The sequence below is a fragment of the Bacteroidota bacterium genome (genome assembly GCA_018831055.1).
In the GTDB taxonomy this organism is placed as follows: Bacteria; Bacteroidota; Bacteroidia; order Bacteroidales; family B18-G4; genus M55B132.
In genome coordinates this window covers 1-19305 of the sequence record JAHJRE010000137.1, presented here as the reverse complement: position 1 = coordinate 19305, position 19305 = coordinate 1, and the positions used below count along the sequence as shown (strand labels likewise).

Here is a 19305-nt window from a genome sequence, read left to right as displayed (position 1 = left end):
TTTTCTTTGCCTGCGTTTTTTATTATATTTGTGAAGCAAAACATCTAACCGTGATCCTGGTAATAACGATCCCAATTAACACCAGGTTTTTAAATCCCAGTCTTATTGATTAACGATCCGAACCCCGGTTTAGGAGGCCATTAAATCCAAACCAAAAAGGCTTTCTCCGGTTATTAAATGTCAATATCTGAGAGATATGTCAAATAAAACAATGGTTACTCTTCTGGTTTGTTTTGCTTTTTTTGCCTGCAAACACGAAACATGTTCCGATAAGCGGAATATCTCCAGGCACTCCGTTCATGTAGAAAAGTCGATGGTTTATCAGGATCTGGAATGGAGAGTGTCGGGAGACATGAGGATCTCTCTGGAAGATTCGGGTCAACCTGAAAAATACAGCCCGGCCCTGGAGCAAATTACTTTGCTTTCCGGTAAGTATCTTAAAACCAGGGAAGAAACACTATCCCGCTATCAAAACGATGCAATTGATAAAATCTCATCCTCTGACCAGATCAGGATAAATATGAAAACTTCGGATGAAATGATATACATTGAAAATGGGCAGGTCTTTTATTCCTACCGGATTGATTCGCTGAAGGGTTTGACTGTAAACAAATAATTATTCCAGCCTTTTGGGTTTTTTCGGGGGGATGGCATTCTTCACGAAGATATAAGTATACAACTCATCATTTATCTCCTTGCTGAATTTACAATACTCATATATTTCAGGGTCTTCCAGGATGCTGTTTACCAGTTGCCTGGTTTGATCTGTACTAGCCCGGCCCAGGTAAAGCTCATCAAACAGATAATCAATCTCATAAAACTTGTTCATAACCCCGGTTTTTCCTTTAATACCGGAATCACCCCAAACGTAACCTTCCGGAGAAAACTTTTTTTCAACAAAACGAATATTTACATATACAGATAAGAACATAAGACTAAAATATACAAGTATTTTTTCGAAATCAATTTTTTTTTCTGACAATTTTACCTATTTCATAAAAAATGTACTATATTTAAAGCCACTAGCAAACCCGATAGTTTAATTATTAACCAAAACAGTTCGTCATGAAAAGATTTACGCGTGCATTTCTGATGATTTTCCTATCATCAGTTTTTTTCTTGTTTAATTCGGTAAATGCGCAGGAGATCCTTGCAGTTGACAGGGATGGAAGTGCATGGACCGGAGATTTCACTGATTGCTGGCCATATTATGAAGCGGCATTGGATGCCAATGGTTACAGTTATACTTATTTTGAAGTTGTGGATGGAGCCAACGACGGTCCGGATCTGGCCACTATGCAGATGTACGACATTATCATCTGGTTTACGGGCGAGGTATGGAGCGGTAGTGAGACCATGACCGATAACGATGAGGCGAACCTGGCATCCTACCTTGATGGAGGAGGAAAGCTATTCTTTTCAGGCCAGGATTACCTTTATGACCGTTTCCCGAGTGCTGGCATTTTCCAGTCAGGGGAATTTCCCTATGATTACCTTGGCCTAAGGGAGGTTTTCCAGGATTTCTGGGGTGTTTTTGCTCCCGATCTTGGTATGGTTGACGGTGTAGCCGGTTCACTTGCCGAAGGGTATAGCTTTGAAGTCCAGGATATTTTTACATCCGGACGTGAAGGCCTTTACATCGATGAGATCATTGCCCATGTAGGAATGGACCTTTTTGAAGTAACCTCGCCGGCTCCCTCGGGAATGGCTGCCGTGCAGCACGAGATGAGGGCTTTCAAAACCATCTTCACCACGGTTTCTTTTGCCGCAATTTCCGATCCGGTCGTTCAGGCTGACCTGTTGATGGACATTGTTGACTGGCTTTATGGAGGTGCAGTTTCCTGCGATCCTTATTTCAGCGATTTTGATTCTTATGTAGTAGGGGATTATCTGGCTGTACAGGATCCTTGCTGGACAACCTGGAGCAATAATCCGGGTTCGGCAGAAGATGCTTTAATTTCAGATGCCCAGGCATTCAGCGGTGTTAATTCCGTTCTTGTTGAAGGAAGCTCCACTGACCTGATATTTGGTTTTGGTGACAAAACAGAAGGGATGTACAGCGTTAGCATGTATATGTATGTAGAACCCGGTTATGGTGGATACTACAACCTGCTGCATGAGTTTACCGGTGAAAGGACTGAGTGGGCGCTCGAGGTTTATTTTGCTTCCGACGGAACAGGATACATCAATGCCGGCGGTTCCAATTCGGCAACGTTTACCTATCCCACCGGGGAATGGTTCATGGTGGAAACCTATATTGACCTCGACGGCGACTGGGCAGAGCATTATGTGGATGCTCAATATGTTCATGGATGGCAATGGAGCCTTGAAGCCAGCGGAGGACAAGGCCTGAACCAGCTTGGTGCCATGGATATCTTTGCCGCTGCACCTGCAGGCGATGACCCCATGTTCTATTTCGACGATGTTAATTATCAGCCGGCCATGCCGCCATCACCCTGTGAAGACTTTGATGCTCTCACCCCGGGTGATTTTGTTGCACTGGAATTGGGAGATCCCTGGACAACCTGGAGCAATAATCCGGGAAGTGCCGAAGATGCTACTGTTACCGATGTTGTTTCCAACAGCCCGGATAATTCAATTGTTATACAAGGTAGCACTGACCTGGTAAGGCTTTACAATGATGAAAACCTCACTGAAGGAAAATGGATTGCCAGCCATTACATGTTAGTTGCCGATGGAAATTGCGGTTATTTCAACCTCCAGAAAGATATAGTTCCCGGCGTTGAGTGGGGCTTCCAGGTACAATTCGATGTTGACGGTGTTGCTACCGTTGATGCCGGAGGTGCCGGTGCTGCTACCTTCAATTTCGCATTCGACACATGGATATTCAATGAGTTGATTGTTGACCTCGACAACGACTGGGCAGAGTATTGGGTCGATGGAAACCTGATCGTTGAATGGCAATGGACCCTCGGAACATTCGGAGATCCGGGAGCCCTTACCCTGGGTGGCATGAACATCTATGCATGGGCTTCAGCAGGAAATTCTCCCTTAGCATATTTTGATGACGTATGCTTCGATATGATGATTGACGATGGTTGCGATTATTTCGACGACCTTACAGCGGATGATTACCTTGCATTACAGTTGGGAGATCCCTGGACAACCTGGAGCAACAATCCCGGTAGTGCTGAGGATGCCATGGTTTCGGATGTCGTTTCTTTCAGCCCTGATAATTCATTCCTGGTAGAAGGATCAACCGACCTAGTCCGCCTTTTCAACGATGAGAACTATGCTTCCGGTAAATTTGGCTTCAGCCTGATGATGTATGTTGCCGACGGATTCTGCGGTTATTTTAACCTGCAGAAGGATATTGTACCGGGTGTTGAATGGGGCTTCCAGGTACAATATGATGCCGACGGCCTTGCCACGGTTGATGCTGGTGCAGCAGCAGCAGCTACCTTCAACTTTGATTTCGATACCTGGATTCACAACGAACTTATCGTTGACCTGAACACCGACTGGGCCGAATACTGGGTAGACGGAGAGCTGGTTGTTGAATGGCAATGGACCCTGGGAACCTTTGGAGACCCGGGTGCCCTTACTCTGGGAGGTGCAAACTTCTACGCATGGGCTTCAGCAGGTAACAGCCCGCAGGCATACTTCGACGATGTTTGCTTCGAAGTCATCATCCCACCGGTTGGTATCAGCAATCCTTCAACTGTTAGCGATGAATCTCTGGTTATATTCCCCAACCCGGCCAAAGACCATCTGACCATTACTTCCGTTGACCCGATCAACGAAGTAAGAATATTCAATAATATGGGTCAGGAAATCGATGTGCTGAAAGCTGATAACAAAACCATCAGCATCAATACAGGAAATTACGCCACCGGATTGTACATCGTACAGATCTGGTCAGGTAACGAAGCTGTGGTGAGAAAACTCATCATAGAGTAGTAATTAGGAAAGTGTCTAATGAAAAAGGGGCCTCTGGCCCCTTTTTTATTCAATACATGATGCTTTATCTTAAATAATCATTTCATGCTTCAATTTTATTTAAAATCATCATGCAACCAAATTAATATTTCCAAACTCTTTGCATGTAAGAAGCTTCAACATTGAATAAATACGGGACAACAGCCGGGTATTTTACCGGCATGGAAGAGGCAGAACTGATTGAAGGATGCATCCGCAACAGCCGGGCTGCACAGAAGAGGCTTTATGACAATTATTGCGATGCGATGTTCTCCATTGCTTTCCGAATAACCGGTGATGAAGGTTTTGCTGCCGACGCCCTTCAGGAATCATTCATAAATATTTTCAGAGAGATCAAACACCTTAGGAACCGGCAGGCACTGGCTTCCTGGATAAAAAGTATTGTTATCCGGACATCGCTTAAGGTCGTGAGGAAGTATAAACGGATACAGTTTACCGATGATCCGATAAACGGACATCCTGTTGAATGGCCGGAGCCCATGCGGGGTGAAGACCTGGAACGGGCCATCCTCAGCCTGCCGGAGGGATACAGGCTGGTATTTCTCCTTGTGGAAGTGGAAGGTTATAAGCATCAGGAGGTAGCCACCATGCTGGGCATTTCGGAGGGCACCTCCAAATCGCAGCTTTATCATTCAAAGAGATATTTACAAAGACTATTAAAAGGAGACTGGATCTAATATGCAGGAGAAGAACAGAAATATTCTGACTAATGCTATCAGGGAATTGCCCCTGAGAAAAGCACCTGCCGTTGTTTGGGACGAGATTGACAGCAGGTTGCCGCTCATGGATGTTTCCGGTCTTCCTGTCCATCATGTCCCGGTTTCAGTGTGGGAAGGAGTTGAATCAGGGCTTAACAGATGGGATAGTGTTAGAATGGCACTGTGGCTGATTATTCCACTTGCCTTCCTGGTCACAGGAGGTGTTTTCTGGTATTTTGATCATCAAGACCATATCAAACAACCCGTTGATACCCCTGCAAGGAATAATACCATAATTTCTGCAAATACTCCGGATTCAAGGAATGTTGTCAGGTCTGCTGATGTTCCTCTTGATGACATAATAAACATGCAACAGGAAACACTCCTACGGGAAGCAGTTGTCCAGGATCCGGAAGAAAGTATTTGTTTGGAGGATTACAGTATTTCATGGCTGCCGTTGCTTTCACCAGAGGCTTTAGAGTTGGATCTTCAGGCGTTCATTCCGTTGCAGACTGAGACAATAGTAAAAGGTGGACACGACAGGCAGGACCAATACCGGGACTGTGATTTCAACCGTCCTGAACAGTATTGGTATTTAGGTCCGGCTATCGAATATCAGCATTTTTTCTCCGGAGGGTTATGGCAGGATACCGATATGAAGACCTGGGCATCCGGAGAATTCATTATTGGATGGCAATATGAACGGTTTTCAGTGGAAGCCGGTCTGGGTTATGCGATCAGCTCGGATGAAACAAAATCGGATTATTCCTGGAGGGAATATGAACTGGTTGATACTTATGAATATGTTGATTCTATTTATATCGATCCTAACACAGGAACGGTTCATTATTATACAACTACAGTGGAGGTTTTTGACTCGGTTGATCATACTTCGGGTACAAGTTTAACGACCAGGTATCAATACTTTCATGTTCCGGTCATGCTTGGTCTGACGGTGTACAGGCAAGATGGTTTTTCCCTTTCGCTTAAAGCAGGAGGAGCCTTTATCACACAACTGGGCATCCTGGAGAAAAACAGTTATACTTTGAATGGAAATTCGAGAATTCTGGGCACAGGATCCGAACCGGCCATCCGGAGGGAAAACTACATACGCTTTAGCGGGGGATTGGCTTTTTCCTGGAAAATCGGGAAGAACTGGAGATTAATACTGGAACCGGCCTTTCATTATTACCCTAAACCCCTTTACAAGGGAAACAACGGAAAAAATACGCTATCGGGTAGTTTTAAGGCTGGATTTCTTTATGAATTTTAAAATAGTGATACAACTTTTAACTTGTACTAAACCTCTTTATAAATAAATGAAAAATAAGTATTTATGAAAAGCATATTACCTGTTCTTGGCTTCTTACTCCTGATCCATCTGGCTTCTGCCCAGTCGGGTGAGCTATATGGGCTGGAGAGCAGGGCGGATTCCTGCATGCCACCGGATCAGTTAACAGGAAGCGTATCCGGGGATGAGGCAGTATTGTCCTGGCATGCCCCTGTCGAACCATTACAGTTCGCGGAAAAGCCCCGGGATATAAATGCTCAGGATACAGGTATTGATATCAGCCCTGTTCATAGGATAATCATGAACAGACAATCGCAAAGGGATCAATGGGATGTTCAGTTTAATTTCCCGCTGGCGGTGAATGATGGAGAGGCCGGGGCAGAATCCGACGGGAATTACCTATACACAGCCAAGTGGAACGGATCTTCTTTTTACCGGTATGGGATTGACGGATCTCTTGTCGGAGAGTTTTCTATAGCAGGAGTGGAAAGGATACGCGACTTAGCCTATGTTGAGAACGGGGGATTGATGTATGGTAGTGATGCCACCGACCGCTTATTTATCATGGATTTCAATTCGGTGTTGCCGGCAGACAGCATAGTAATTCCGGATATAGCAAGGGCTCTGGCTTATGATCATGATCAGGATGTATTTTATGCCAACAACTGGTCGACCGATATTATGGTTATAGAAAGGCTAACAGGCGCACTGGTGAATAGTTTCCCGGTCGGTGCTTACGGTAATTATTATGGTTTTGCTTATGATGACTGGAGTTCAGGAGGACCCTACTTGTGGGGTTTCAGCCAGAGCGGTTCGGGTGCAGAACTTGTACAAATAGCCCTTCCTGAAGGGATTGAAACAGGATTTGTTATGGACTTATCGTTTTTGAGTACTGCAGGAACCGGCATTGCCGGAGGTTTATTTACACAATCCGGACTAATTCCCGATAAGGTAACAATTGGCGGCGTAATACAAAATGATGTCTTTTTCGGATTGGAATTGTGTAATACGGGAATCAATTTCTTTCTGGGAGGATATAATGTATACAGGAATTATGTAAAGCTCAATACGAGTCCCGTTGCGGATACGTTTTACATCGACTCTTTCCTTCAGCCCGGGACCTACAGGTATGAAGTCACTGCTACTTATCAGGATTCATTGGGAGTAGAGATCTGTGAGTCGGAGCCATCCGGACCGCTGATGCTAACTGTTGATGGTGACCTTGTACTGGGGGGGAATGTATTTGCCGGGACAGGGAAACTTGAGGATGGGAGCGCAAACGGATATAAAATGCATAATGGCGCATTGATTGGCGAGTACCAAACCGGGATCAGCACTCTGGGTTATTATTTCTTTTATCCTTTTGGCGTTAATAATTATTATGTAAAAGCCATTCCGGCCGAATTCTCGGATTATGCTGACAATTATGCTCCTACGTATTATGGGGACGTGATACACTGGGAAGAAGCATCCCTGATCCACCTGGAGATTGACATTTACAATGCCGACATTCATCTCGTGCCTTTTGAAAGCGTTCAGCCAGGAAACGGCGTCATTTCAGGAAATATTTTTACCGGCACAGACTCTCCCGCCCAGGGCATCCCCGTCATGATTTTTAATGAGAACGGTTCCTGCATTGGGATCGACTATTCCGACCAAAATGGATACTTCACCTTTAAAGACCTTGCATGGGGAAATTATTACATATTGGGTGAAATTGTAGGCAAAACCATGAATCCTGTTCATTTCAGCATTACCGGCAGTCAACCGGTCGTCAGCGGTATTCAACTCATTATTATGGACAATCAGATTGTACAGGGTATCGATGAGAATTTGCCATCGTGGATCAGGATGATAACGGGTATCTTCCCTAATCCCTCTTCCGGCGAAGCATGGTTAACAATTTACTCTGAAAAGGCTACCATGATCAGGAAAGAACTTTTGGATCTCGCAGGAGCAAGCATATTTTCGGAAAAGATCATGATCCATGATGGTGAAAACAGGATCAGGGTCCATCCCGGAAACCTTCCCGCCGGTATGTATATTCTACGGATTGAAGCAGAGGGTAATGTTTTCAGTCGAAAGTTCATCAGTAAATAATTTTGGCCAGACAAAATTTTTCCCTCCCTCAGGTTGACAGAGCACCCGGCCTTTATCTGAAATGATTATAAATTACACCGATTATTGTAATCTTTTTCATTTTCTCCAGTATTCTGATAAACTAATTTTTTGTTATCATGTGGAAGAATTATATGATTACCGCCCTCCGGAATTTCATTCGCCAGAAGGGTTTTTCCTTCATAAATATTCTTGGATTGTCGACCGGGATAGCCTGCAGCATTTTGATTTTTCTTTGGGTTAGCAGTGAAATCGGCTACAACCGTTTTAACAGCAAATCAGACCGTTTATACCGACTGGTGCAAACCCAGCAATATACCACCGGTCCGCTGACAACGCCCTGCATGCCGGGACCCATCGCCGAAGATATACGTGAGGAAATACCCGAAATCCTTAATACATTCATGTACTATTGGATGGGCGGAATAATAAGATATGACGATAAGGTTTTTGAAGAAAGGATATTGTTATCCGATCCGCAGATATTTGAAATGATAGATTTTGAATATCTTGCGGGCGATCCTTCTCATTATTTTGATGATTTTAACTCCGTAGTATTGTCGGATGAAATGGCCAGGAAATATTTCGGCGAGGAGGATCCACTGGGGAAAGTCCTTTCGCTGAACAATGAATACCAGTTTAAGGTAAGCGGAGTGGTTAAAAAGCATCCGGCCAATTCATCCTTCCGCTTTGGGCTTTGTATCCCGTTTGAACATGTTGAAAAAATGGGTTATACCATTGATCGATACGGGTGGAATACATATTATGTTTACGCCGAATTGCATGAAAATGCAGATTACCGGGAAGTAAACGAAAAAATAAAGGACTTCATCAGTATTAAAAATGAGGTTCCTTTGGAAGAAAGCACAGTAACCCTTTTTCTGTTCCCTTTTGAGAAGGTGCATTTATTCTCTTTCGACGGCAAAGGAGGGGATATTCAATATGTATATATTTTTTCCGTGGTAGGCTTGCTGATTCTTATCATAGCCTGTATCAACTACATGAATCTCTCCACGGCCAGATCGTCGCGCAGGAGCCGGGAGATAGGTATCCGGAAGACGATAGGAGCCACACGTTCCCAGGTCATGGGCCAGTTTTTCGGGGAATCCTTGCTGATGACGGTGATTGGATTCCTTTTAGCCCTGGTCATCGTTTATTTTGTTCTCCCTTCTTTCAATGCTTTTATAGATGCTGAACTGCATTTTTCTATCCAGGATCCTGTTAATTTGCTGGCTCTCATTGCTATCCTTGTATTCGTGGGTTTTCTTGCAGGAAGCTATCCTGCGTTGTTTCTTTCCCGTTTCAGACCGGCAGGGGTGTTGAAGGGTAAAGCTTTGAGAGGGAAAGGTGGCAAGATCTTCCGCAGGGCGCTGGTGGTTTTTCAGTTTTCGTTATCCATCATACTTATCATATGCACCATGATCATTTTCAGGCAGATGAATTACATGCAGGATACCGATACCGGCTTTGACAGGGAGCATGTTGTATTTATGGAGATGAACGGTTCGATCAACAGCAATTACAAACCTATGAAAACAGACCTGCTGCAGAATACTAATATCCTGAGTGTTACCCGCGGCAATTCCCTTCCTTTCTGGATGGGAAGTAACAGCGGAGGTATAGCCTGGGAGGGTAAGAATCCTGATGATGACGTTCTGGTAGGTTTTACTTTTGTAGACTATAATTATCTGGAAACCATGGGGCTGGAACTCAAGGAGGGACGCTTTTATGATGCACAGTTCTCAACGGATACGGTAAAAATTGTGATCAATGAAAAGTTTGCCGGTATCATCTCCGACAGGGAGGTTTTGGGGAAATGGGTTTCCTGGGGACCAGATAACAGGTACGAGGTCATCGGAGTCGTTAAAGACTTCCATCATCTTCCCATGGAATATGAAATATCTCCAATGATCATGGTACTGAATCCGGATCATGGGAATTACCTTTATGCCAGGATCAACATGCAGAACCGTGATGCAGCCATAGAACAGATGGAAGCAACATGGAAGAAATTCAATCCGGATTTCCCGGTGGAGGTCAAATTCCTGGATGTTGAGTATAACAATACCTTCCGGAATGAAAAGAAGATGGGTAGTATTTTTCGTTTGTTTACCCTGCTGGCTATTCTGATCTCCTGCCTGGGTTTGTTCGGACTTGCCGCCTATATGGCAGAGCAACGCACCCGTGAGATCAGCGTGCGAAAAGTCTTCGGGGCGAACACATCTTTGCTTATGTACCTGATGACGAGGGATTTTCTGCGCTGGGTTCTGATAGCCAACATCATTGCATGGCCTGTTGCCTGGTATGCCATGAAAAACTGGCTGGAGAACTATGTTTATCACACGGAGATATCCGTATGGTACTTCATACTGGCGGCTGTACTTTCTATTCTGATCTCACTGGTGACGGTCAGCCTGCATGCCCTTCGCACAGCATCAAGAAATCCTGCGGAGACATTACGCTATGAATGATGATAGGGGAGTGCCTACTCTCCTTCTCTTTTAAATCCGATAGGTTTCCTAGAAACCGACTCTTCCATGGGGAAATCCTTGATATCATCGAGTGTGACCGTATGAATATGGTATGCGGTCCTCCCGGCAGAGGGGAGTGATGCCATGCGCAGGTTTTGTTTCCTGACGGTTCGTTCAACGATTTTCCTCACCGACCGGGCATTGCCGAAAAACTGGTTGCGGCCCTGGTACAGATGTTTCAGGTACTCACTGAGGTATTGGCCGGCTGCATCTTCCAGTTGTAATCCGGAATTGCGGAACATGAGAGAAGCAATTTCAAACAGTTCATCTTCCAGGAAATCCTGGAAAAGGAAGGTTTGATCGAAACGGGACCTTATCCCGGGATTGGATTCCAGGAACTCGGCCATAGGCATGCTGTACCCGGCCACGATGACCGAGAACTCACCTCTCCGGTCTTCCATTTGCTTGATCAGGGTGGAGACTGCTTTCTTACCAAACTCAGGATGTAGTCCTTCGGTCAGCGAATAGGCTTCATCAATGAACAGTATCCCGCCCATGGCCTCGTTGATCTTATCGCGTGTCTTGAGCGCCGTTTGTCCGAGGTATCCGGCAATGAGGTCGCTGGCATCGGTTTCAATCAAATGTCCTCTTTCGAGAATTCCGAGCGACTTGTAAATATTCCCCATGATTCTGGCGACGGTTGTCTTGCCGGTTCCCGGGTTTCCTGTGAATATGCTGTGTACGGGAAAAGCTTTTTGCACATCCTTGTTTATATCGCGATAATACCTGACGAGCTTGATCATGTTGCGGATCTCCTCCTTGATATTATTCAGTCCGATAAGCTGATCCATTTCCTTCATGGTTTCGGCAAGCAGTTCCTCGTCGGTGGGGATATCGACCCGGGCTCTACCGGTGGAAATGAACACATCACGGATGTCTTCCTCCTCAATAGTGCTGACGAGTTTTTTATTCAGGTGATTATTCTGCATATCCCTCATGATGCGAACGCCCAGGTTGATCTTGGCATCGTCGATGATACCGGTTACCATCCTGGCGTTACCAAAGGATTTATCGCGCAACCGCCATGCCCGTGTCACCTCCGTTTCCATAAGATCAAAGGCGGCTTCTGAAAGTGCAACCATCTTTTTCCGGGCAATGAATCCGGCTATTTTCATGAGTTCCTGGGGTGTGTAATCATCGAAATGGAAGTAATACCTGAACCTGGATTTCAGTCCGGGGTTGGATTCGACGAAATCCTTCATTTCACCGGGGTAGCCTGCCACCATGATGGCAATATCGCCCTTCCCGTCGCTCATTTCAGTGATGAGGGCGGCAATGGCCTCAGTACCGAAATCGTTGTCGGCACCTTTTTTAAACAACATGTAGGCTTCATCGATGAAGAGTATCCCCCCACGGGCCTTTTCTATCTCTTCCTGCGTCATCTGTCCTGTCTGACGCACATATCCTGAAATAAGGTCGGAGCTCTCAACCGTATGCACATGACCTTTGGAGAGCAGTCCCATGGCATGATAGATCTTCCCAAGCATCTGTACAACGGTGGTTTTGCCGGTGCCCGGGTTTCCTGTAAATACACTATGCAAACTGAGGGTTTCTTCCTCCTTATACCCCATTTCTTCCCTTACTCTCAGGAAATCGATGTATGCAATATGTTCCCGTATTTGCGCTTTGATCTTCTCCAGCCCGATGAGTTCATCAAGTTCCTTCATAGCCGATTCGAGCGCCTTTTTATCCGGCTGCCTGTCTTGCTTTTCTTTTGCTTCGCGAAGAGACTCCGCAAAATCATTGACCTTGTCTTCCGCTTTTTCGGACATTTTCGGAATGGCGGATTCTTCCTTGAGCTCTTCCTGGTTTTTATCGCCTACATTAAAAGGAACCACCGCAACCACCGTTTCCATGTATTCTATTTCCAGGGTATAATCGTCTTTTTTCCAGGATCCCGGATCTTTATGGCCCCAGCCGTGGGTGATGGTGATGACATCGTCGCCGGGTTCCTGGCGGACAATATGGTCGAGGGAAGGTATCCTGCCCACAAGCAATCCCGTGTCGTCGAAATAATTGAAAAACACCTCGCAGAGCCAGTCTTTCTGAAGCTGGTTTATAAACCGGAATTCCCCGAAGATATATCGGGTCCGGGAGGTGTTAAACCTCCGCAGATAAACCCTTTCCTTTTCAGGTTTGTTTTCATCCGGCCCTTCGTATAGCTTCAGTGAAACCACATCAAAATACGGGTTATTATCCTGACTGACTACCCCATTATCTTCAATGTAAAACTTTGCTGAACCGACCGGTTTGCCATCGATATAGGCTTCCCACAAGTAATCGCGCTTTTTCCAGAATTTCCCTGGTTCGCTGTCGCCCCAGCCTTTGTCGATGATCACCTCGTTCTTCTCTTTGGTGATTTTCAAGGTATCCTCGATATTGCAGATCTCCTGGTCTTTTTCCCCGTTATGCAGGGTAAAGGCTTTAAAAGAAAATTTTGCTTCCCAGTCGCTTTCGTCAAACTTTTTGTTGAAAAAAGCCAGCTCAACACCGAGATAAGTCAGTTCCCAGCGGTCGAATACCTGACGGTATTTTTTCTTTTTGTTAACAGGAGTATCCCAGTTGAAAGCCTGCAGGGATTTGAATTTGTAGTTGTTCATAATGGCAAAAATGTCTTTCAGGAATAGTGAGAAGTGCAAATATAGGGAAAAAGAAAATGGGGAACAGGGAGAAGGGAGAAGGGAGAGGGGAGAAGAGAGGGTGGGAAGGTGTATTAAGTGGAATATTTTTTGGAATACGTAGAGAATTGTTATATATTTAGAAAAATTATCATTTAAAATTAAGATTTATATGGCAAGTGTAATGTTTAAAGTGTTTTTTGCGATTCTTTTTGTTTTCCTGGTCAGCAGTGTTCGGGGTCAGTGGGATGATCCGGCAGTGTTGGGAGATACTATGGATAACAACACCAATCCTTATCTGAGCGTGTTCCAGGACAATGATGTCGAACAATTGCACCTTTTCTGGGAACGGTGGTCAGATTCTACTGCCACTGCCCTCTGGCACCAGGAGTTGCTTCATGGCAATGCTGCTGCAGCCTTATTGAGCACACCCGGGGTGCATTATACCCATCCGGTGGTGGTGGAAACGGATTATTTCCCTGCTGATACGCTATACATTATGTATCAGACAGATGAAGCGGGGAACCAGGATATTTATTATCTTAAACTGTCTTCGGGAGGATACATTTCCGATCCCATTCCATTTGCCACAACACCGGAGGATGAAACACAGCTGAATGTTGCTTCAAGCGGTTTTTTGTATGATTACTGGTATTCCAATGATATTGCATGGATACAGGGGGGGAAGGTCATGCATTGTTTTTTGTACAATGATGATGGTCAGATAAACTTTACCGAACCACTGGTTATTGATAGCGGTAACTGTACCGATCCTGTATTTCGATGCTGGACATTGGAAAACAGCAAAGTGCTGTGGATCCGGAATACCGACAGCAGTGCATTTATTTATCAGAGTGAATGGGATTATGACAGCGGATGGAGCGAACCGGAGATATTTTATAATGGGGGTAATTGTGTGGGTCTCACCGACGACAAGGCATATAATAGTTACCTTCTGGCGTTTTCTACGGAACATGTTGATTCCTTCTGGAGCCCCATCGGAGTGGGAAGGGACGATGTAATGCACGGAACAGAGTATTATTTCCAGCAGACCGGTCCTCCGGATGTTGCCATCAGAGAGTATTTGCCAAACAGCAAAAATATTACCTCAGCGTTGTATATGGAAGGAAACTACCTGGCATGTACCTATCCTGTTGGGGGTAATAATGAGATATTCCTCAATGAGAATCCATATATTGATGATTATTATTATTTGGAAAACTTTTCAAACCTGGGATGCCCCAACAGGAATCCGGAGTTCTTCCTGGGAGAAAGTACTCCACTTTATTGCTGGTATAATTATCTGCTTTGGGAAGCTTATGAATATGGACATTGGAAAATATACCATTCGCGGGATTTGAATTGCCTGGGAGGATTGAATGAACATAGCAGCGAAACAGGAATACAATTGTCCCTTTCCCCCAATCCGGCAAGGGAAAGCGTGAGGTTGGAATATACACTAAATAAGGCATCTGAAGTTCGGGTGACTGTGACAGATTCCAGGGGAGTGATCGTTTACCGGCCGGCCCCGGTTTTTCAGGAAGAGGGAACCCATTCCTGGAGATTGGACCTGGTAACGGACAATAGTCTTGTTCTTACATCAGGTGTTTATCATGTTACTGTGGAGGCAGCAGGTATGAGGGTTAGTTCCGGGCTTCTTGTGATTAAGTAGGTGGTGAAGAATGAGAGAATGTAACCACAATAGGCACAATAGAACACAATAGTAATCATATAAAACTAATGTGTTCTATTCCCGATTTTCATCGGGACAGGTTGTGACTATTGTGGTGAAATACTATCCAGCATTAAACCTGCAAAAACAAGTATCATCCTTGCAATCTATCTTCTACTAACCTGCTCTAAGCCAACCCCTTTACATAAAACACCAGGTCATCACCCCTGTCGTAATAATCCTCGAAGCGGGCTTTAAGCAGATAGCCGTTGTTTTCGTAAAATTTCCGGGTTGGGAGGTACTGTTCCCGGGAGGAGGTTTCTGCGTAAACGGCACTTCCATTTTCTTTCAGGATGGCCTCTTCGGTTTCTTTCAGGAGTATCTTGCCCAGTCCGCGGTTGCGCCATTGGGTATTGGTCACGATCCAGTAGAGGTCGTAACTGCTTTTAGTGAGGGGTATCCTGCCGAAACAGGAATAAGCTACGGTGGTCTCGTCGAGCTCCAGGAAGATGAACTCATAACCGCTGGCCTCGCCTTTTTCAAGCCTTTCCATAACCAGTTCGGCGGCGATATCAATCTCCTCCCGGTTGAAGAAACCCGTTCCTGTCACCATTTCCCGTACGGTCTCCACATCGCTTTTCCTGACTTCCTTCCTGAAACTTATACTTTCCATATATCCTTTATAATTCGTTCAACAACCCTGGTAAAACCAATGCCCGCTCTGTCGGCAGCGGCCACAAATCCGGCATCCGGCGACAGGCATGGATTTGCATTGACTTCCAGCACCCAGGGCCTGCCCTTCTGATCCACCCGGAAGTCAACCCTTGCATAGCCCGATAAACCGAAAAGGGACCAACAGTGAAGACAAATATCCTTTAAATGCCCGGTAAGCTTTGTATCCTTGCTATCAAGCCCGAAAGAGCGAACCGTATTCTCATATTCGAATGAACCTTCCTGCCATTTTGCCTCATATCCCACGATACGGGGTTTGCCGGCGGGGTAGCCGCGGAACTCGATCTCGGCCACGGGCAGGACCGTTCCGGCAAGCAGAGAAATATTGAACTCCCGTCCTTCGATGTATTCTTCAAAGAAATAACGGTAATTCCTGTTATTTTCCAGGAAGTTGCGGATCACAACGGGATCACCCGGCAGGATATTGCCGTCGCCTATACCCAGGGATGCATCCTCCCACATCGGTTTGGCGATATAATGCTTATCCGGCATGGCATCCGAAGGATCTTCGAACCAGTGGGGGGTAGGTATGCCTTTCTGTTGCATCAGGGTTTTGGCCAGGATCTTATTGCTGGTGATGTACATGGCTTCGGAGCCGCATCCTGTAAAAGGGATCTTCAGATGTTCCAGCAGGGTGGGACCAAGGTGGATAAGGTTGCCGGAGCCATCGAGGCTTTCCACGAGGTTAAAGACAAAGTGGGGTGATGCTTCCTGGAGCTTTAGGGCGGCATGTTTCAGGTCAAGGTCGAGAAAGAGCCGTTCCGTTGCATATCCCAGTTCCAGCAGTGCATGTTCAATGGCTTCTGCCTGTTTGAGAACATCGATTTCATCAGGTCCCGCATCCGGGCCCAGGGCGTTGATCAGGATGATTGCCTTTTTCATATTACCGGCTAGGTTTTATGAATGGCTGATGTGATCTTAGAGACCGCCGAATCCATGATCATCTTCATCAGTTCGGGGAAAGGTATCCCATTCAGTCCAGCCAGGATGGGCAGGTCGGAGTGTTCAGGATGGAGTCCGGGCAAGGGGTTGATCTCCATAAAAGAAGCCCGGCCATCAGCATCGTAGCGTATATCCACCCTGGCGGCATCCTCACAGCCCAGAACCCTGTATGCATCCAGGGCCAGTTGTTCACATTCCTCCTTTTCCTTTCCTTTGGTGGCAACATATTTTACCAACGATTCACATTCTTCCTTATTGGTATAGGAATATACATCCTGTTCTGCTTTATGGTTCAGGATGATCTCCATGGTTCCCACGCAGCGGGCCCGATCGCCGGTACCCACGATGCCGGTGGTGAATTCCCGTCCGCTCAGGAAGGCTTCCACGATCACGGGTTGTCTGAATTCCTTCAGCAGGTAGGTACAGGTATCGTTCAGTTCTTTCCTGTCGCGGATCACCGATTTCCCGTTGATCCCTTTCCCTGTGCCTTCCGCAAGGGGTTTGGCAAAGAGAGGGAAGGGAAGACGGACATGGTTGATATCCGATGTTTTGTTGACAACGATAAAATCCGGTGTGTTGATACCGGCGTCACGAACAACCCTTTTGGCCATCGACTTATCGAGTGTAAGGGCCATCACGAGGGGGGATGAGAAGACATAGGGGATGCGGTATGCATCCAGCAGGGCCGGGACCTGGGCTTCGCGGGCTATGCCGTGCATGCCTTCGCAGATGTTGAAAACCAGGTCCCAGCTTTCTCCCTGTTGCAGCCGTTCTATCAATTGCCTGAGATGCCCGATGCGGCGGGTCTGGTATCCCAGATCCTGCAAGGTGGCATCGAGGGAATCGATGGTGCTTTCACGGTCGAATTCGGCGGTTTCCTCCTCGGAATAGCCCATGGCAAGATAAGCCGAACGGAGATCATATGTGAGTCCGATGATCATGGTCTGTAAAAATTAAACGGTTAAAGCCTACATATAATCCGGATACCGGAACACCTTTTTCTGATAGTTGACCAGCAGGATATCTCCGTTCTCCCTGCCGGTAACGTATTCGGGCAGCAGCGGAATCTTTCCTCCCCCACCCGGAGCATCGATCACATAATGCGGTACAGCATAACCCGAGGTAAAGCCCCGTAGGTTGCGTATCACATCCAGTCCGGCTTCCACGCTTGTCCTGAAATGTGAGGAACCCGGGATAGGGTCGCACTGATAGAGGTAATAAGGTTTCACCCTCACCTTCAGCAGCTCGTGGGTCAGCTTGCGGTATACACCTTCCATATCGTTGATGCCTTTAAGCAGGACGGTCTGGCTGCCCATGGGTATCCCGGCATCGGCGAGCATATTGCAGGCATGGCCGGTTTCGGGAGTCATCTCGTCGGGATGCGTAAAATGAATGCTCATGAACAGCGGATGGAATTTCTTCAGCATGTTAGTGAGCTTTTTCGTAATCCGCATGGGGAGTACGGCCGGTACCTTGGTGCCAATCCTGATGATCTCCAGGTGTGGGATGGCCCGCAGGCTTGAGAGGATATACTCCAGGCGCTCGTCCGACTGAGTGAGCGGATCGCCGCCGGAGATGATCACATCGCGGATTTCCGGGTGATTGGCAATGTATTGGATGGCACCATCGATCAGTCTGGACCCCGCGTGTTGCTTTTTCGATACCAAATGCGATCTTGTGCAGTAGCGGCAATAGGCCGAGCAGAAGTCCGTAACCAGGAACAGCGCCCTGTCGGGATAACGGTGTATGATCAGCGGAACGGGGCTGTCGTGTTCCTCTCCGAGCGGATCGGAAGCCTCCCCGGGGGAGACCATCAGCTCATCCATCACAGGTACCATGGTTCGCCGCAGAGGCTGTAGCGAATCGAACTCATCCAGCAAGCTGGCATAGTAAGGAGTGATACGCACCGGCAGATTCAACGATTGCTCTTTGAAGCCGATCTCATCCGCCGATAGACTCAGGACCCTGCTCAATGCCTCAAAAGAAGTGAAGCTGTTCCGTATCTGCCATTTCCAGTCATTCCATTCATTATCCGTGATTCCTGGAAAGAATCTTTCGCGGAAGACGATGGTTTTCTGGGAAGTATGAAACGAAACGTGGGCCGGTTCGGCCATGAGGGTTGAGCGGTTCTTTCCGTTCAGAGGCGGAGGTTCTTCAAAATCATCCAGTTCAAGGATAGATTTTGAAACATGCAGATTTTTAGTGATCATTTAAAATGATTAAAAAGTTAATGTAAAGAACCTAATATAATTTCCTGCTTTTCAACACCTTGTATTTTACGCCCCGGTATTTGAAAAAGCGTGCAATAATATGCTAAAAATTGAATCCCGGTACAAAGCACAAAAAATATTTTATAAACGTTTTTTAACAAACATTAGACGGGGAATTGGGAAAAAGTCACAGGGGGGCTGGGGGATTATGTTAGGCTGTCCCGTCCCGGCATGTGCGGGGATGCCAGATCCCGGCTTACGCCGGGATGTCCCGGTTTTCGCCGGGATGCCCCGGGTTTCACCGGGATGTCCCGGCTTACACCGGGATGACGGGGATGCCAGATCCCGGCTTTCGCCGGGATGCCCCGGGTTCACCGGGATGTCCCGGCTTACACCGGGATGCCCCGGTTTTCACCGGGGTGACGGATGCCAGATCCCGGCTTACGCCGGGATGACGGCGTGGTGCCTAATAAAACAGAGGCGTGGGGCGGCGGGCGAAGCCCGCCGCCCCACGCTCTTTCTGATCATACGGG

Annotated in this window: 14 protein-coding genes; 8 read left to right on the top strand and 6 right to left on the bottom strand. The window is 46.6% G+C overall.

Annotated elements, in window-relative coordinates; genetic code table 11:
- Window positions 1-196 precede the first annotated feature (196 nt).
- Complete coding sequence (locus KKA81_08420; protein MBU2650945.1) at window positions 197-616, top strand: hypothetical protein; 420 nt, start codon at window positions 197-199, stop codon at window positions 614-616.
- Here the strand turns inward: KKA81_08420 and KKA81_08415 are convergent, their stop codons facing one another.
- Window positions 617-931 carry a hypothetical protein gene (locus KKA81_08415; protein MBU2650944.1) on the bottom strand — a complete coding sequence of 105 codons (315 nt, stop codon included), beginning with the start codon at window positions 929-931 and terminating at the stop codon, window positions 617-619.
- 134 nt (window positions 932-1065) lie between these two features.
- On the opposite strand from KKA81_08415, the gene KKA81_08410 reads away from it, so the two are divergent.
- From KKA81_08410 to KKA81_08390, 5 genes are all read left to right on the top strand, one after another.
- Window positions 1066-3921: a T9SS type A sorting domain-containing protein gene (locus KKA81_08410; protein MBU2650943.1), complete on the top strand. Its 2856-nt coding sequence runs from the start codon at window positions 1066-1068 to the stop codon at window positions 3919-3921.
- Window positions 3922-4082: 161 nt separating this feature from the next.
- Complete coding sequence (locus tag KKA81_08405) at window positions 4083-4637, top strand: RNA polymerase sigma factor (protein ID MBU2650942.1); 555 nt, start codon at window positions 4083-4085, stop codon at window positions 4635-4637.
- A gap of 1 nt (window position 4638) precedes the next feature.
- A complete protein-coding gene (locus KKA81_08400; protein MBU2650941.1) occupies window positions 4639-5931 on the top strand; it encodes a hypothetical protein in 1293 nt (430 codons plus the stop codon).
- Between the two features lie 63 nt (window positions 5932-5994).
- Window positions 5995-8049: a T9SS type A sorting domain-containing protein gene (locus KKA81_08395; GenBank protein ID MBU2650940.1), complete on the top strand. Its 2055-nt coding sequence runs from the start codon at window positions 5995-5997 to the stop codon at window positions 8047-8049.
- 137 nt (window positions 8050-8186) lie between these two features.
- Window positions 8187-10538, top strand: coding sequence for an ABC transporter permease (locus KKA81_08390; protein MBU2650939.1), 2352 nt, complete (start codon window positions 8187-8189; stop codon window positions 10536-10538).
- Between the two features lie 14 nt (window positions 10539-10552).
- On the opposite strand, the gene KKA81_08385 is transcribed toward KKA81_08390, so the two are convergent.
- A complete protein-coding gene (locus KKA81_08385) occupies window positions 10553-13198 on the bottom strand; it encodes an AAA family ATPase (GenBank protein ID MBU2650938.1) in 2646 nt (881 codons plus the stop codon).
- A gap of 190 nt (window positions 13199-13388) precedes the next feature.
- Here KKA81_08385 and KKA81_08380 point away from each other — a divergent pair, with 190 nt between their 5' ends.
- On the top strand, window positions 13389-14888 hold the full coding sequence (locus tag KKA81_08380; GenBank protein MBU2650937.1) for a hypothetical protein: 1500 nt from the start codon (window positions 13389-13391) through the stop codon (window positions 14886-14888).
- A gap of 187 nt (window positions 14889-15075) precedes the next feature.
- On the opposite strand, the gene KKA81_08375 is transcribed toward KKA81_08380, so the two are convergent.
- From KKA81_08375 to KKA81_08360, 4 genes are read right to left on the bottom strand one after another with little or no spacing between them, the layout of a single operon-like run.
- Window positions 15076-15561 (bottom strand): GNAT family N-acetyltransferase, encoded by a 486-nt coding sequence (locus KKA81_08375; GenBank protein MBU2650936.1) that lies wholly within the window; start codon window positions 15559-15561, stop codon window positions 15076-15078.
- Window positions 15549-16502, bottom strand: a complete 954-nt coding sequence (locus tag KKA81_08370; protein ID MBU2650935.1) for a D-alanine--D-alanine ligase — start codon at window positions 16500-16502, stop codon at window positions 15549-15551. The genes KKA81_08375 and KKA81_08370 overlap by 13 nt, the downstream gene beginning before the upstream one ends.
- Before the next feature lie 8 nt (window positions 16503-16510).
- The gene (locus KKA81_08365) at window positions 16511-17503 is read right to left on the bottom strand and encodes an ATP-grasp domain-containing protein (GenBank protein MBU2650934.1); all 993 of its coding nucleotides are present in this window, start codon (window positions 17501-17503) and stop codon (window positions 16511-16513) included.
- 27 nt (window positions 17504-17530) lie between these two features.
- The gene (locus KKA81_08360) at window positions 17531-18772 is read right to left on the bottom strand and encodes a KamA family radical SAM protein (GenBank protein MBU2650933.1); all 1242 of its coding nucleotides are present in this window, start codon (window positions 18770-18772) and stop codon (window positions 17531-17533) included.
- 100 nt (window positions 18773-18872) lie between these two features.
- Between KKA81_08360 and KKA81_08355 the strand changes: the two genes are divergently transcribed.
- The coding region (locus KKA81_08355; GenBank protein ID MBU2650932.1) for a hypothetical protein at window positions 18873-19305 on the top strand (433 nt) is incomplete at its 3' end.